The sequence below is a fragment of the Dactylosporangium sp. NPDC051485 genome (assembly GCF_040682015.1).
GTDB lineage: Bacteria > Actinomycetota > Actinomycetes > Mycobacteriales > Micromonosporaceae > Dactylosporangium.
Window position 1 is genome coordinate 94,446 of the sequence record NZ_JBFAZW010000006.1, and the last position, 11,791, is coordinate 106,236.

The 11,791-nt window shown below is 69.4% G+C and carries 13 protein-coding genes; 11 read left to right on the forward strand and 2 right to left on the reverse strand.

Going from position 1 to position 11,791, the window contains the following annotated elements; genetic code table 11:
- The first annotated feature begins 249 nt into the window (after positions 1-249).
- Genes AB0M46_RS05015 through AB0M46_RS05040 form a run of 6 tightly spaced genes read left to right on the forward strand, consistent with a single transcriptional unit; the run spans position 250 to position 5,018 of the window.
- A complete protein-coding gene (locus AB0M46_RS05015) occupies positions 250-783 on the forward strand; it encodes a hypothetical protein (RefSeq protein WP_363332996.1) in 534 nt (177 codons plus the stop codon).
- A gap of 8 nt (positions 784-791) precedes the next feature.
- Positions 792-1,820, forward strand: coding sequence for a hypothetical protein (locus AB0M46_RS05020; RefSeq protein ID WP_363332997.1), 1,029 nt, complete (start codon positions 792-794; stop codon positions 1,818-1,820).
- On the forward strand, positions 1,817-3,148 hold the full coding sequence (locus tag AB0M46_RS05025) for a Dyp-type peroxidase (RefSeq protein WP_363332998.1): 1,332 nt from the start codon (positions 1,817-1,819) through the stop codon (positions 3,146-3,148). The genes AB0M46_RS05020 and AB0M46_RS05025 overlap by 4 nt, the downstream gene beginning before the upstream one ends.
- 2 nt (positions 3,149-3,150) lie before the next feature.
- The gene (locus AB0M46_RS05030) at positions 3,151-4,044 is read left to right on the forward strand and encodes a hypothetical protein (protein ID WP_363332999.1); all 894 of its coding nucleotides are present in this window, start codon (positions 3,151-3,153) and stop codon (positions 4,042-4,044) included.
- Between the two features lie 54 nt (positions 4,045-4,098).
- Positions 4,099-4,638, forward strand: a complete 540-nt coding sequence (locus tag AB0M46_RS05035) for a MarR family transcriptional regulator (protein WP_363333000.1) — start codon at positions 4,099-4,101, stop codon at positions 4,636-4,638.
- The gene (locus AB0M46_RS05040; protein WP_363333002.1) at positions 4,638-5,018 is read left to right on the forward strand and encodes a hypothetical protein; all 381 of its coding nucleotides are present in this window, start codon (positions 4,638-4,640) and stop codon (positions 5,016-5,018) included. The genes AB0M46_RS05035 and AB0M46_RS05040 overlap by 1 nt, the downstream gene beginning before the upstream one ends.
- A gap of 40 nt (positions 5,019-5,058) precedes the next feature.
- Here the strand turns inward: AB0M46_RS05040 and AB0M46_RS05045 are convergent, their stop codons facing one another.
- Positions 5,059-6,039, reverse strand: coding sequence for a WYL domain-containing protein (locus AB0M46_RS05045; protein WP_363333003.1), 981 nt, complete (start codon positions 6,037-6,039; stop codon positions 5,059-5,061).
- 93 nt (positions 6,040-6,132) lie between these two features.
- Here AB0M46_RS05045 and AB0M46_RS05050 point away from each other — a divergent pair, with 93 nt between their 5' ends.
- Together AB0M46_RS05050 and AB0M46_RS05055 are read left to right on the forward strand one after the other, a co-directional pair.
- Positions 6,133-6,501 (forward strand): VOC family protein, encoded by a 369-nt coding sequence (locus AB0M46_RS05050; protein WP_363333004.1) that lies wholly within the window; start codon positions 6,133-6,135, stop codon positions 6,499-6,501.
- Between the two features lie 454 nt (positions 6,502-6,955).
- Positions 6,956-7,540: a dihydrofolate reductase family protein gene (locus AB0M46_RS05055; RefSeq protein WP_363333005.1), complete on the forward strand. Its 585-nt coding sequence runs from the start codon at positions 6,956-6,958 to the stop codon at positions 7,538-7,540.
- 169 nt (positions 7,541-7,709) lie between these two features.
- Here the strand turns inward: AB0M46_RS05055 and AB0M46_RS05060 are convergent, their stop codons facing one another.
- Positions 7,710-8,717, reverse strand: a complete 1,008-nt coding sequence (locus AB0M46_RS05060) for an RNA polymerase subunit sigma-70 (RefSeq protein ID WP_363333007.1) — start codon at positions 8,715-8,717, stop codon at positions 7,710-7,712.
- Positions 8,718-9,191: 474 nt separating this feature from the next.
- On the opposite strand from AB0M46_RS05060, the gene AB0M46_RS05065 reads away from it, so the two are divergent.
- From AB0M46_RS05065 to AB0M46_RS05075, 3 genes are all read left to right on the forward strand, one after another.
- The gene (locus tag AB0M46_RS05065) at positions 9,192-9,512 is read left to right on the forward strand and encodes a helix-turn-helix transcriptional regulator (RefSeq protein WP_363333065.1); all 321 of its coding nucleotides are present in this window, start codon (positions 9,192-9,194) and stop codon (positions 9,510-9,512) included.
- A complete protein-coding gene (locus AB0M46_RS05070) occupies positions 9,512-10,591 on the forward strand; it encodes a hypothetical protein (protein WP_363333008.1) in 1,080 nt (359 codons plus the stop codon). Before AB0M46_RS05065 ends, AB0M46_RS05070 begins: the two co-directional genes overlap by 1 nt.
- A gap of 437 nt (positions 10,592-11,028) precedes the next feature.
- On the forward strand, positions 11,029-11,760 hold the full coding sequence (locus tag AB0M46_RS05075) for a dienelactone hydrolase family protein (protein WP_363333009.1): 732 nt from the start codon (positions 11,029-11,031) through the stop codon (positions 11,758-11,760).
- Positions 11,761-11,791: the final 31 nt, after the last annotated feature.

Below are 11,791 nucleotides of genomic sequence, written 5' to 3' on the forward strand. Positions count from 1 at the left end.
AGACAGGCGACCGACGCGACGCCCCCGCAACGCGTGGGACGGTACGGCCCGAGGACGGTCTCTCGTCCAGGACCGCAACCGAACGCGGAGGGTGAGGCCACGGGAGTTACGGTCTGCACCCCGACGGACGCCGCGGTAGCTCTATGTATGTCCTTCATCCACAGCAGGTGATGACTTGGCGTGTTCGTCGTCTGCATGGTTGACCGGTATCGAGGCTGCCGTCATGGTTGTTCGTCGTAGGAGTGCTGGATGCAGATCGTGCCCGAGGCCGTGGTCCTACCGGCGGACACCAGCCGGCTGCCGCAGGGCAAGCACGGGCCGGTGTATCCGCGGACGCCGGCGTGTTACGGGTTCACGGTCATCGCGACGGTCAAGCCGGGGCGCGCGGATGCGGTGCGCGGCTATGGGCAGACGCTGGCCAAGGCGCTGGAGGTGGACCCGCGGCTGCTCGCGCCGTTGAAACTGCACTACCTGCGGTGGGTGCTGTTCGACAACGACACCCGGTTCATGTACCAGGGAATCTTCGACACCGACTTCGACAAGTACACCGAGGACGCCGTCGCGTTGTTCATCAAGGCCGGCGTGGCCACGGTGTTCGAGAATCTCGAGGGCTTTCCGGAGGACTGGCGCACGAATCCGGATGCCTTCATCAGGTTCGTACGGGAACACCAGTGCCCGAGCTTCATGGAGTACGGCGAGTACCCGTACGTGACGGCCGACGAGATCAAGCGGGCCCTGCAGGTCAAGGACGCCTTGTCCACCATGCTGGATCAGCTGCAGTAGGACCGTCGATGGACCAGTGGAGCACCGCCCGCACGTACAACCAGCGCCACCAGCGCCGACCGGCCACACCGGGACGCCGGCGGGTGAGTGTCTACGTCGCCTGGAGCTATCCGGCCGAGGCCGGTCGCGACCCGGCCGAGCTGGACAACCGGTACTCGACGATGACCGAGGTTCGCCGGGCGGCGTGGCCGGCCTACGAGGACCCGCAGTGGTCGGATCCGGGCCGCTATCTGCAGGGCATCGCCGGCTCGCTGGAACTGTTCTTCCTGGCCTGGGAGCCGTTCCAGCAGTTCGCGCTGGAGGTGACCGGTCATCCGGTCGCGGTGTATCAGCGCGTCGACCAGGCGGGCGCCGCCACGCCGCTGGACGAGCGCGTGCTGGGCGACACCGACGTGCTGCTGCTGTTCGGCCTCGACCACATGGTGACCGGCCAGGAGGCCACCGACGCCGAGATCGAGGCGTTGCGGCAGTTCCTGACCCGGCCCGAGGCCCGGCTGGTGCTCGGCCCGCACCACGACGTCGGCGCGACGGACGACCTGCGGCAGCGCGACGCTGAGCACCACCATCACGGCGATCCGCTGGTGCCCCGCCAGCAACGCTTCGGCCGGTACACCCGCTCCGTCATGGCCGGGCTCGGCGTGCCGGTGGAGAACCGCTGGGGACTGCGGCCCGCGGTCCGCGACGATGGCGGCATCGCCCCGCTGTCGATCGACTCCGACCTTGACGAGCGGGGCTGGCTGGAGGGCGTCACCGGCTTCAACTTCCACCAGCACCTGCCGCACTACGCCGTGACGACGGACGCCCCCGATGTCGTGCGGGTGCTGGCCCGTCAACCCATCGACACCTCGCGGCCGCACCCGTTCGTCGAGGCGGGCAACAGCCAGTTCAACTCGCTGCTGTGGATGCCGCCCGACGCGCAGCGGGCCGCGGACATCCTGGTCGCCGACTCGACGGTCTTCAGCACGCTGTTCGGCGCCGACGACAGCCTGCGCCGGTTCTGGCGCAACCTCGTCACCGACCCGCGGCGCCGGACATGACGCGGGCCACCACGCGGCTGGACCTGCACGACATCCAGCGAGGAGTGCTCAGCCCCCGGCCCACGCCGTACGCGGCGACGTACCTGCTGCTGCGCATCGACGACCAAGCCGACGGCCGCCAGTTCATGCGCCGCGCCGCCGGGGTCGTGACGTCGGCCGCGGACGAAGCACACCCGTTGGGCGATACGTCGGTCAGTGTCGCGGTCACGTACCACGGGCTGCGCGCGCTCGGCGTGCCGCAGCGCTCGCTCGACACGTTCGCGTGGGAGTTCCGCCAGGGCATGGCGGCCCGCGCCGCGGCGCTCGGCGACACCGGCGACAGCGCCCCCGAACGCTGGGAACCGCCGCTGGGTTCGCCCGACGTGCATCTGGCGCTGACCGTGGTCGCGCCGGACAGCGACCGGCTCGCCGCCGCGATCGACCGCGCCCGCCCGGCCTACGCGGCGCTGCCCGGCGTGACCGCGATCTGGCGGCAGGACTGCCACGCCACGCCCGACGAGACCGAACCGTTCGGCTACCGCGACGGCATCAGCCACCCGGCCGTCGAGGGCAGCGGCATCCCCGGCTCCAACCCCCTCGAGACACCCCTGCAACCGGGCGAGTTCGTCCTGGGCTACCCCGACGAGCTCGGCGGCACCCAGCACGTCCAGCCGGAGATCCTCGGCCGCAACGGCAGCTACGTCGCGTTCCGCAAGCTCCACCAGCGCGTCGCGGCATTTCGCCGGTACCTCACCGAACACGCCGCCACGCCCGACGAGGAGGCCCTGCTGGCCGCCAAGTTCATGGGCCGCTGGCGCAGCGGTGCCCCACTCGCGCTCAGCCCGCACCACGACGACCCGGCGCTCGGCGGCGACCCGCACCGGCGCAACGCCTTCGGCTACGCCGACGACCCCACCGGGTACGTGACGCCCGGCGGGAGCCACATCCGGCGCACGAACCCCCGCGACGCCGACGTGGCCGGCGAACCGCGGTTGCACCGGATGATCCGCCGCGGCACCGTCTACGGCCCGCCGCTGCCCGACGGCGTCCTCGACGACGACGGCGCCGATCGCGGCATCATGTTCGCCTTCGTCGGCGCGCATCTGGGCCGCCAGTTCGAGTTCGTCCAGTCCGAGTGGATCAACGACGGCGTGTTCTTCGGCGCCGGCGCCGCCCGCGACCCGATCGCCGGCGAGCACCGGCCCGAAACCGACGACTACACCATCCCGCAACGACCGGTCCGCCGGCGCCTGCACGGGCTACCGCAGTTCGTCGTCACCCGCGGCGGCGAGTACGGCTTCATGCCCGGACTGCGCGCGCTGCGGTGGCTCGGCGACCTGCCCGGCTGACCATGGACGTCGTACTCCTGCTGGTCAACGTGGTCACGATCGTCTTCATCACCAGCACCATGTTCGGCGCCGGCCTCGGCTCCACCATCAGCGCGCTGACCGCCGTCGCCACCGATGTGCCGCTGCTGCTGCTCGCGCTGCTGGTCAACATCGTGCTCGTCCCGTTGGTCGCGTGGGCGCTCGGCGTCCTGTTCCACCTGAACGCCGCGGCGTTCATCGCGCTGGTACTCGTCGCGGCGTCGCCGGGCGGGCCGTTCGGCGCCAAACTCGCCATGATGCAACACGGCGACACCACCACCGGCGCCGCCATGCAGGTCCTCCTCGCCGCCGTCGGCAGCGTCACCTTCGCACCCGTCGCCAACACCGTCATCCGCGCCGCCGGCATCGCGGAAGGCTTCACACTCGACGTCGGCGCGCTCATCCGCACCGTGGCCCTGCTCCAGCTCGTCCCCTTCGCCATCGGGTTGCTGATTCGCCACACCCGGTCCGAACTCGCCGGCCGCTGGCAGCCGCGCACCGCCGCCCTGTCCAACGGCACCTTCCTCGCCGTCCTCGCCGGCATGCTCGCCGGGAACTGGCAGCAGATCGCCGCCCTGCTCGGCTCCCGTACCCTCCTCGCCGGGATCGTGCTCACCGCCGCGGCCGGCGTCGCCGGGACCCTCCTGGCCACGGGCGCCATGCCTCGCCGCACCACCATGGGCGGCGTCGCGGCCACCCGCAATGTCGGCCCTGCGCTCACCGCTGCCGGTCTCGCCTTCCACAACGACCCGGCGATCCTCGGCGCGCTCGCCGGAATCCTCGCCATCGGCATGGTCGTGTCCGTTCCCACCGCCGCGGTCCTCGGCCGCGGACGCCGTCCACCGGACGCAGCCGAGCAGCCGGCAACCGAGCCATGACCGCCACGGGCGTCGTGACAGATAGGGAAGTACGTACTAAAGTAGTGCTTCACTATGAAGGAAGAACTCAGCCGGGACTCGGACGACCTGCTGTTCGACCCACGGGTCCGGACCGCGCTTGCCCAGTTCACGCTCGGCGATGACACCGGTGCGCTGGAGGCCGCCGCAGCCCTCCGCGCAGCCGCTCGCGGCCTGGAGCGGCTGCAGTCCAGAGGCACCGACAGCCGCGGGCTCAGTCCGGGCGCGCTGGACATCCTGATCCGGCTCAGCGGGAACGAAGCGGGGATCAACATCAAGGACCTGGCCGGCTCCGTCGGGGTGAGCTCGAGGAACGTGACCGGCCTGGTCGACACCCTGGAACGAGGCGGACTCGCCGAGCGGGTTCCCGACCCGCACGACCGGCGTTCCGTGCTCGTCCGGATCACGCCGCCCGGACGGGCATGGCTCGACGAGTTCCGACAGCCCACCCAAGCGGCCATGGCAGCCTTCTTCCGCGGCTTCTCCCCCGCCGAGGCGGCCCTGCTGCGACACCTCTGCCTACGTGTCGTGCAAAACCAGCACCAGCTGGCCCACTATCTGGAGGAACAGACCTGATGACCAGCGCGACAACCCGGACCCGGCAGACCGTCCAGGCCTATCACCAGGCGAGGTTCACCGGAGACGTACCCGCCGCGGCCGCCCAGCTCGCCGGCACGTTCACCTTCCAGAGCCCGCTCATCAGCTCCGGCGACGCCGCCGGCCACTTGGCCGGGCTCACCGGATTCCTCCAGGTGGTCACCGGCGTCGAGATGATCAGCGAGCTGTACGGCGAATCGGAGGCCACGCTCGTCTATGACGTGCACACCGCCACGCCGGTAGGCATCCAGCGCACCGCCGAACACTTCCGGCTGCGGGACGGCCGGATCGAGTCCATCACCCTGATCTTCGATGCCACACGCTGGCACCCTGTCATGGCGGCAGCGTCCGCACCCTGATGGCGCTTGGAGATCCCCCGAGCCATGACAGTGTTGCTGTTCAGGACGTTGGTGACGGCGCGTAGTGGTGGGCAAGGTTGGTGGCGAGGGCGCGGAGGTGAGCCCTGGCTTCGGTGGGGCCGTGGACAGTGACGGCATTCCCGAACGGCAGCAATGCTCGCACGTCCTCCAGGTGCAGGAAGCGAATTGTTACCTTGTAGCCGGTGGCAGATTCTTCATCGTCGTCCCGGACGAGTCGTAGGCCGAAAATCCGTTGCGCTCGCTCGATCTGGGTCTGGTCGATGGTGGCGCTGACCTCTATCGCGTGGTTGTGTGCCCACTGATCAATGAGCGCTGCAGCGACGGTGGCCAGGGTTTGGTTCTCGCGGAGCCGTCGTGGCTGGTCGACTTCTTTCCACGTGGTGATCCGTTCGAGTCGGTACATCCGTGGCACTCGGGCACAGTCGGCAACGAGGTACCAGATGCCGGCCTTGGCGAGCAGCCCGTAGGGATCCACGACCACCTCGCGTGGGCATGATTCGCGTGGGCATGATTCGCGTGGGCTGTCGTACACGATCCGTAGCTGGCGACCCCGCCGCACTGCGCCGATCAGCGAAGCCGGAGTCGTGCCGGAAGCTCGTGTCTGGAGCCAGGGACGGCTGTCCACGTGCACGACGTCGGTGAGCGGCAGGAGCTCATGAACTCGACGTGACTGTGTCGCGGCGAGCTTGGCGAGCGCGCGTCGGCTTTCGGCCGATGCGTTGAGCTCCGCGCGTTGCTTCTCATCCAGCCCGATGAGCGAGAGATGATCACGCTCGCCAGGCGTGAGTCGCGTGAGGTCGAGCCCGGGCCCGGGCAGCATGGTCACGCCGCCGAGACGGCCCCGGTGCGCGGTCACCGGCAGACCGGCGTCGCGGAGCCAGTTCAGGTCCCGGGTGATGGTTCGGAGGGAAACCCCGAGCGCCGAGGCAAGTTCCTGGGTGGTCGCGCCATCCCTCGATTCGAGGAGCAGCATCAGGGCGAAGAAGCGGTCCGGGGTCACACACCAAGCTTTCCAGGAAATTGCGACACGATGCGGCGCATATTCCGGCCAGGCTGGTGGATGCGTACCTCCGACCTGTGAGAAGGAACAACCATGACCACATCCGTCGTGTCCATCGTCTATGTGAACGACGCTCCCGCCGCAGCTCGTTTCTACGGCGACCTCCTCGGCATCAGCCCTTCGTTGGAGACTTCGGGATACATCACCTTCGACCTCGGGCCAGGCGCTGAGCTCGCTCTGTGGTCCGGCCAGTTCGAGGATCTGTCGCCGGACGTCCCGCGTACCAGTGAGGTTTGCCTGGCCATCGGCGGTGGACGACCCGACGAGATCAACGCGATCTTCAAGCAGTGGCAGTCCAAGGGCGTCACGATCCTGCACGAGCCTCACGATGCGGGGTTCGGGCTGACCTTCCTCGCAGCCGATCCTGACGGGAACCGCATCCGGGTCGCACCGAAGGACTGAAAGGCCACAATGCGGCAGGCGCGCACGTCAGGTGTCGCGCCTGCCGTTGTCTGACTTCGAGAGGACGACTAGTGCCCACGCGAATGCGCCCCTGAGCGTCGAGGGCCGTAGGCGGCTCGCTTGGTGTGGTCTGGCCGCCGCGGCTGGGATGGCAGAGCGCCTTGGCGCGGTCGTAGTTGCAGAACAGGAACGCCACAGCGCCTGTTGCTGGTGGCCGTGGAAGGCCTTCCCGTCCGGGCAGACGGCAGCAGCGGTCGCGGAGAGCTGGCCATGGGTTCGCCGCTGCCCATACGAAGGTGAATCGAGATCCGGTGGGTGCTGCTCGAGCCCAGCCGAGTACGCCGTGCCGAGTCCGGGACGCGAGGACTACCTGCGGACGCAGATCGCGCACCGATTAGGTTTCCCCGCCGCGCCCGTCTGTACGTGTGAGACCAACTCACGGGAGGCTGGCACGATGCGGAAACTGATCTTCGGCATGAATGTGACCCTGGACGGCTACATCGCCGCGCCCGGCGACGACCTCGGCTGGAGTGGGAGTGAGGGACCGGACTCGTCGCCGGGCGACGAGCTGTTCCAGTGGTGGTCCGACCGGGTGGCGGCGACGGGCCTGGCGCTGTATGGGCGCAAGCTGTGGGAGACGATGAGTTCCCACTGGCCGACCGCCGACCAGCAGCCCGGCGCCACACCGGCGGAAATCGAGTACGCCCGCCGCTGGCGGGACATGCCGAAGGTGGTGTTCTCCTCGACCATCGACAAGGTCGACTGGAACACCCGCCTGGTCACCGGCGACGCGGTCACCGAGATCACCCGGCTCAAGACAGAGGACGCCGGCCCGATGGACATCGTCGGCGCGACACTCGCCGGGGCGGCCATGCGGGCCGGGCTGATCGACGAGTACGTGCTGGTCACCGCGCCGGTCCTGGTGGGCGGCGGCACGCCGTTCTTCACCGCGCTGGACAGCTGGGTAAACCTGACCCTCGTGGAGACGCGGACGTTTCCCGGCGGCGTGGTGCTGACCCGATACGAGACGAGGCGATGAGCACGGGCCAGCTGCTCGGCTCGTGAGGCCGGGTTCGTCGGGCATCGAGATGCCCCGCCGGCAATGCCGGCGGGGCGGTGGTGTTCAGCTGGTCGGGGTGTTCATTCCGCGGTGACTTCGGTGACGGCAGCCCGTGCGCTGGACTCGTCGACGATGGGGACTTGTCTGATCACAGTGTCGGGGGCAGGCCCAGCCATGGTTTGTCGGTGGCGTCGAATCCGGTGAGCTCGGCGATCTTCCCGTCGGCGATGTGCAGGACCGCGATGGCGAATAGCCGGTACTCCGGGTCGTCGGGGGTGCGCAGATACAGCACGGCGGCAGGCATGCGGTTGACCGTCGTGGTGATACAGCGCCAGTCGTCGTGGCCGGGCTGGAAGAGCCCACCGGAGACCCAGCCGTCCACCGCGTCCTTGGCCGTGATGACCGAGGTGCCCGCCTCGGGCAGCATCACGAAGCGCAGGTCGTCGCGCAGCAGGGACATCAGCCCGTCGAGGTCGTTGCGCTCATGGGCGTCGATGTACGACTTCACCACGCCGCGCTCGTCATTCGACAGCTCGTGGGTGGCGGGTCTCCGCCAGTCGAGGCGGCGGTCGGGCAGCCGCTCGCGCATCGTCACACGCGCCCGCTGCAGTGCGCTGGTCACCGATGCGATGGTCAGCTCGAGGGCGTCGGCGGCCTTCGCCGCCGGCCAGCCGAGGACGTCGCGCAGGATGAACACCGCCCGCTGCCGCGGCGGCAGGTGCTGGACGGCGACGATGAACGCCAGCTCGATCGTCTCCCGCGCCACCACCGATTCCTGCGGGTCCTCGGGGAGCATCCGATCGGGGTACGGCTGCAGGTACAGCACCTCGGAGCCGACGTCCGCCAGCTCGGACGGCACGGGTGTGCGGTCGTTGCGCTTCTCCAGGAAGTCGAGGCAGGCGTTCGTCGCGATCCGGTACAGCCAGGTCCGCAGGGCCGCGTGGCCCTTGAACGACTCCCGCTTGTTCCACGCTCGCAGGAACGTCTCCTGCGTCATGTCCTGGGCGTCGTCGTAGTTCGCGAGCATCCGGTAGCAGTGCACCTGAAGCTCACGCCGGTGGCGCTCCGTGATGAGCGCAAACCGCGCCGTGTCGTCTGAGCGGACCGCCGCGATGAACGCGGCCTCGTCGGCGCCCAGCAGTCTGGCGTCGGCCATGGTCATCAATCCTTCCACCGGTGCGAGAGGGCTAACATAACTGACGACGTGGCGGAGAATTTCTGATCGGTAAAGCCGCTGACACCGGGCCGTTCGCCAGGCCGGATGGGTCGGGTCGATCCATCCGGGACGTGCTCCTGGTCGCGGGCACACCCTCGATGTCGAGGTGGGGCCAGTGGCGACAAGGAACGCCCTGCGGTTAGCCTGCCAGTCCCCAATACAAGCCGACGAGCCAGACGGCTGCCATCTGACTCGCCAGCCGCTCCTCGCCGCGTGCGCCTCGCCATCCATGCCGGTTCACGATCCGGACGACCAGCATCCTGCGACGGGTCAGCGGTGGCCCGCCGGTCTTGGTAGTAGCGACTGACGCCGTCCGGCTTCTAGGGTGCGGGTCAAGGCGGGGCCTGCCGTAGCGGCGTGTCTGGTCGTTGACTATAGATTGATCATTTACATATGATGCCCGCGATGAAGGCTATGCGTGAACCAACGTTCCTCATCCTCACCGCGTTGGCTGGCGGGCCCCGGCATGGATACGGCATCGTGCAAGAGGTCCAGGTGGTGTCCGGTGGGCGGGTCGGCCTGCTGACCGGCACGCTCTATACGGCACTGGACCGGCTAAGCGCCGAAGGGCTCGTCGAGCCCGACCATGAAGAGGAGGTCGACGGGCGGATGCGCCGGTATTACCGGCTTACCGCGGAAGGGCTGGCCGCGCTCACGGCCGAGACCGCCCGGCTCCGCCAGCTCACCACAGCGGCCGAGGCTCGGCTGCGTGCCGTCCGCCCGAGGACCGCGTGATGACCGACAAGCTCGCCCGCCGGTACCGCCGGCTGCTGCTCGCCTACCCGCGCGCCTACCGCCGCTCGCGCGGCGACGAACTGCTCGGCGCGCTGCTGGACGCCGCTGCGCCCGGGCGGACCGGGCCGACCGTGCGTGAAGCCGCCAACCTGATCCGGCACGGGCTACGGGCCCACCTCGGCAGGCCAGCCAGCCGTACCGTCGTCGTCTGGGCCGTGCTCACTGTCGTGATCAGCGGCGTGTTCAGTGCCGCGTTCGCGACCCGCGCCGGATGGGAGACCGCCCGGCCGCTGCCACGTACCGCCCAGGCGCGGGCGATGCTCGCGGAGATCCTGCCCGGGCAGGACTTCACCGGCATCCACGACGCGCCCGCCCTGTTTGTCATCTATGGGCAGCCGCTGAGCTGGAACTCGGCCCGCGATCTGCTGTTCGGCGACGGGGGCGAATACGACCAGTCAGGGATCGCTGGCGTAGCCAGCGCTCCGACCCTTCCGCCACAGGAGACTGTCGAACTGGTTCAGCACAACCTGCGCGCGCACGGCTGGACGGTCTACTCGCTGAAGGTCCGCGACATATACACCTGTACTGAGCCCTGCGATCCGGGTGGGCAGTACACCACTATCGTGGCGCAGCGCGGCGACACCGTGTTCAGGATGGACGTGTACTCCCCACAGGTTCCGATATCGACGCCCATCTCGGCAGGCTTCGTACGGGCGACACCGTTCGCCGTGTACCCGTTCGGTCTCACCGGCGGGATCCTCGGCGCCGTGGTCGCGTTCCTGCTGTTCGGCTGGGCCAGCCGCCGGACCGAGGGACGCCACCCTGCCCGCGGCGTCGTGAAGCTGCTGCTGAGCGTCACGCTGTTCTTCTGGTGGGCACCGACGCTGTACGCGGTCCCGTGGATGGCGCGGCACTACCAAGACGAGCCGAACCCGTCCTGGCCCCCGATGTGGGAATGGCTCGGTCAGCCGACATTCTCCCTGCTGTTCCTCATCGCCTGCGGATCAGCACTGCTCGGCCTGGCGTTGGCGGCCCTCCCGCGGGGTGACCGCGAGCCGCTGAGCACCGCCGCCGTCTAGCTTGAGCTTTGACCTGTGCGGCGAGGTCGCGGATTGACCGACGCCGGCTGGCCAAGGCCCGGCGCGAGCCGTCGTGCGGCATTCGAGTCGGTCCGCCGGGCCCGCGCAGACCTTCTTCCCGAGCTGGCGCAGTCGTCACACGCGGTGGCTGCAGGGCTTCCCGCGCTGCTAGGTGGCCACAAGGACGACTTGCCGGGCTTCGCGCGCTTCCACGCCGTAGCCACGACGCTCCCGGAGCCGCTCTCCCGGTGGGACACCTACCTCACCTACACCACGCTGCGCTACCTCGACCTCTGCCTGGAGATTCCTGGTGCCCCATCCGTGCCACACGTTGAAGTAGACCAAGGTCGCTAACGGGGGTGCCCGGCCAGGTGATGTCCCCGCCCGGGTCCGGGATGGGCGCGAACGCGGCGGGCCGGGTCAGTAAGGTTCGCGGCATGAAGCTGCGCGAGGACGAGGTCATGGTGGCGGGCCGCGACTGCCCGATCCGCACGGCGGTGATCCGGCCGCTCGGCGACGAGCCGCGGCCCGGGGTGCTGCTGTACACCGACATCTTCCAGCTGACCGAGTCGACCCTGCGCAGTGCCCGGCGGATCGCCGGCGCCGGCTTCGTCGTCTGCGTGCCCGAGATCTACCCGCGCGGACCCCTCGCCGGGGTGGCGCTCGAGTTCGACGACGAGGGCAAGCGGGCCGGCCTGGCCGGCGCGGCGGCCACCACGACCGAGCAGTTCGACGCCGACCGGATCGCGGTCCTCGACCACATGCAAACCCGGGACGACGTCACGAACCTGTTCGCGGCCGGCTTCTGCATCGGCGGCCACCTCGCCTTCCGCGCCGCCCTGGACCCACGGGTCGAGGCCACCGTGTGCTTCTACCCGACCGGCCTGCACAACGGCGCCCTCGGCGCCGACCCCGACGCCGGCTCGCTCGCCGCGGCGGCCACCATCCGCGGCCGCCTGATGGTCGTCTTCGGCGCCCAGGACCCGCACGTCCCGGCCGGCGCGAGGGTACAGATCCTGGCCGGCCTGTACGCCGCCGGACACGACGACCTCGAGCTGCACGTGTACAGCGGCGGAGAACACGCCTTCATGCGCGACATCGGCCCGCGGCACGACCCGGTCCTCACCGACCTGGCCCTGACCGAGGCCCTCGCCTTCCTCAGGAGGTAGTCCCCAACGGCGCCACCGACCAGGCGTGCCT

Bases quoted from the DNA above. Each gene is read 5' to 3' on its own strand.
- AB0M46_RS05015 (WP_363332996.1), top strand. From the start codon at position 250: ATGCAGATCGTGCCCGAGGCCGTGGTCCTACCGGCGGACACCAGCCGG.
- AB0M46_RS05020 (WP_363332997.1), top strand. From the start codon at position 792: ATGGACCAGTGGAGCACCGCCCGCACGTACAACCAGCGCCACCAGCGC.
- AB0M46_RS05025 (WP_363332998.1), top strand. From the start codon at position 1,817: ATGACGCGGGCCACCACGCGGCTGGACCTGCACGACATCCAGCGAGGA.
- AB0M46_RS05030 (WP_363332999.1), top strand. From the start codon at position 3,151: ATGGACGTCGTACTCCTGCTGGTCAACGTGGTCACGATCGTCTTCATC.
- AB0M46_RS05035 (WP_363333000.1), top strand. From the start codon at position 4,099: ATGAAGGAAGAACTCAGCCGGGACTCGGACGACCTGCTGTTCGACCCA.
- AB0M46_RS05040 (WP_363333002.1), top strand. From the start codon at position 4,638: ATGACCAGCGCGACAACCCGGACCCGGCAGACCGTCCAGGCCTATCAC.
- AB0M46_RS05050 (WP_363333004.1), top strand. From the start codon at position 6,133: ATGACCACATCCGTCGTGTCCATCGTCTATGTGAACGACGCTCCCGCC.
- AB0M46_RS05055 (WP_363333005.1), top strand. From the start codon at position 6,956: ATGCGGAAACTGATCTTCGGCATGAATGTGACCCTGGACGGCTACATC.
- AB0M46_RS05060 (WP_363333007.1), bottom strand. From the start codon at position 8,717: ATGGCCGACGCCAGACTGCTGGGCGCCGACGAGGCCGCGTTCATCGCG.
- AB0M46_RS05065 (WP_363333065.1), top strand. From the start codon at position 9,192: ATGCGTGAACCAACGTTCCTCATCCTCACCGCGTTGGCTGGCGGGCCC.
- AB0M46_RS05070 (WP_363333008.1), top strand. From the start codon at position 9,512: ATGACCGACAAGCTCGCCCGCCGGTACCGCCGGCTGCTGCTCGCCTAC.
- AB0M46_RS05075 (WP_363333009.1), top strand. From the start codon at position 11,029: ATGAAGCTGCGCGAGGACGAGGTCATGGTGGCGGGCCGCGACTGCCCG.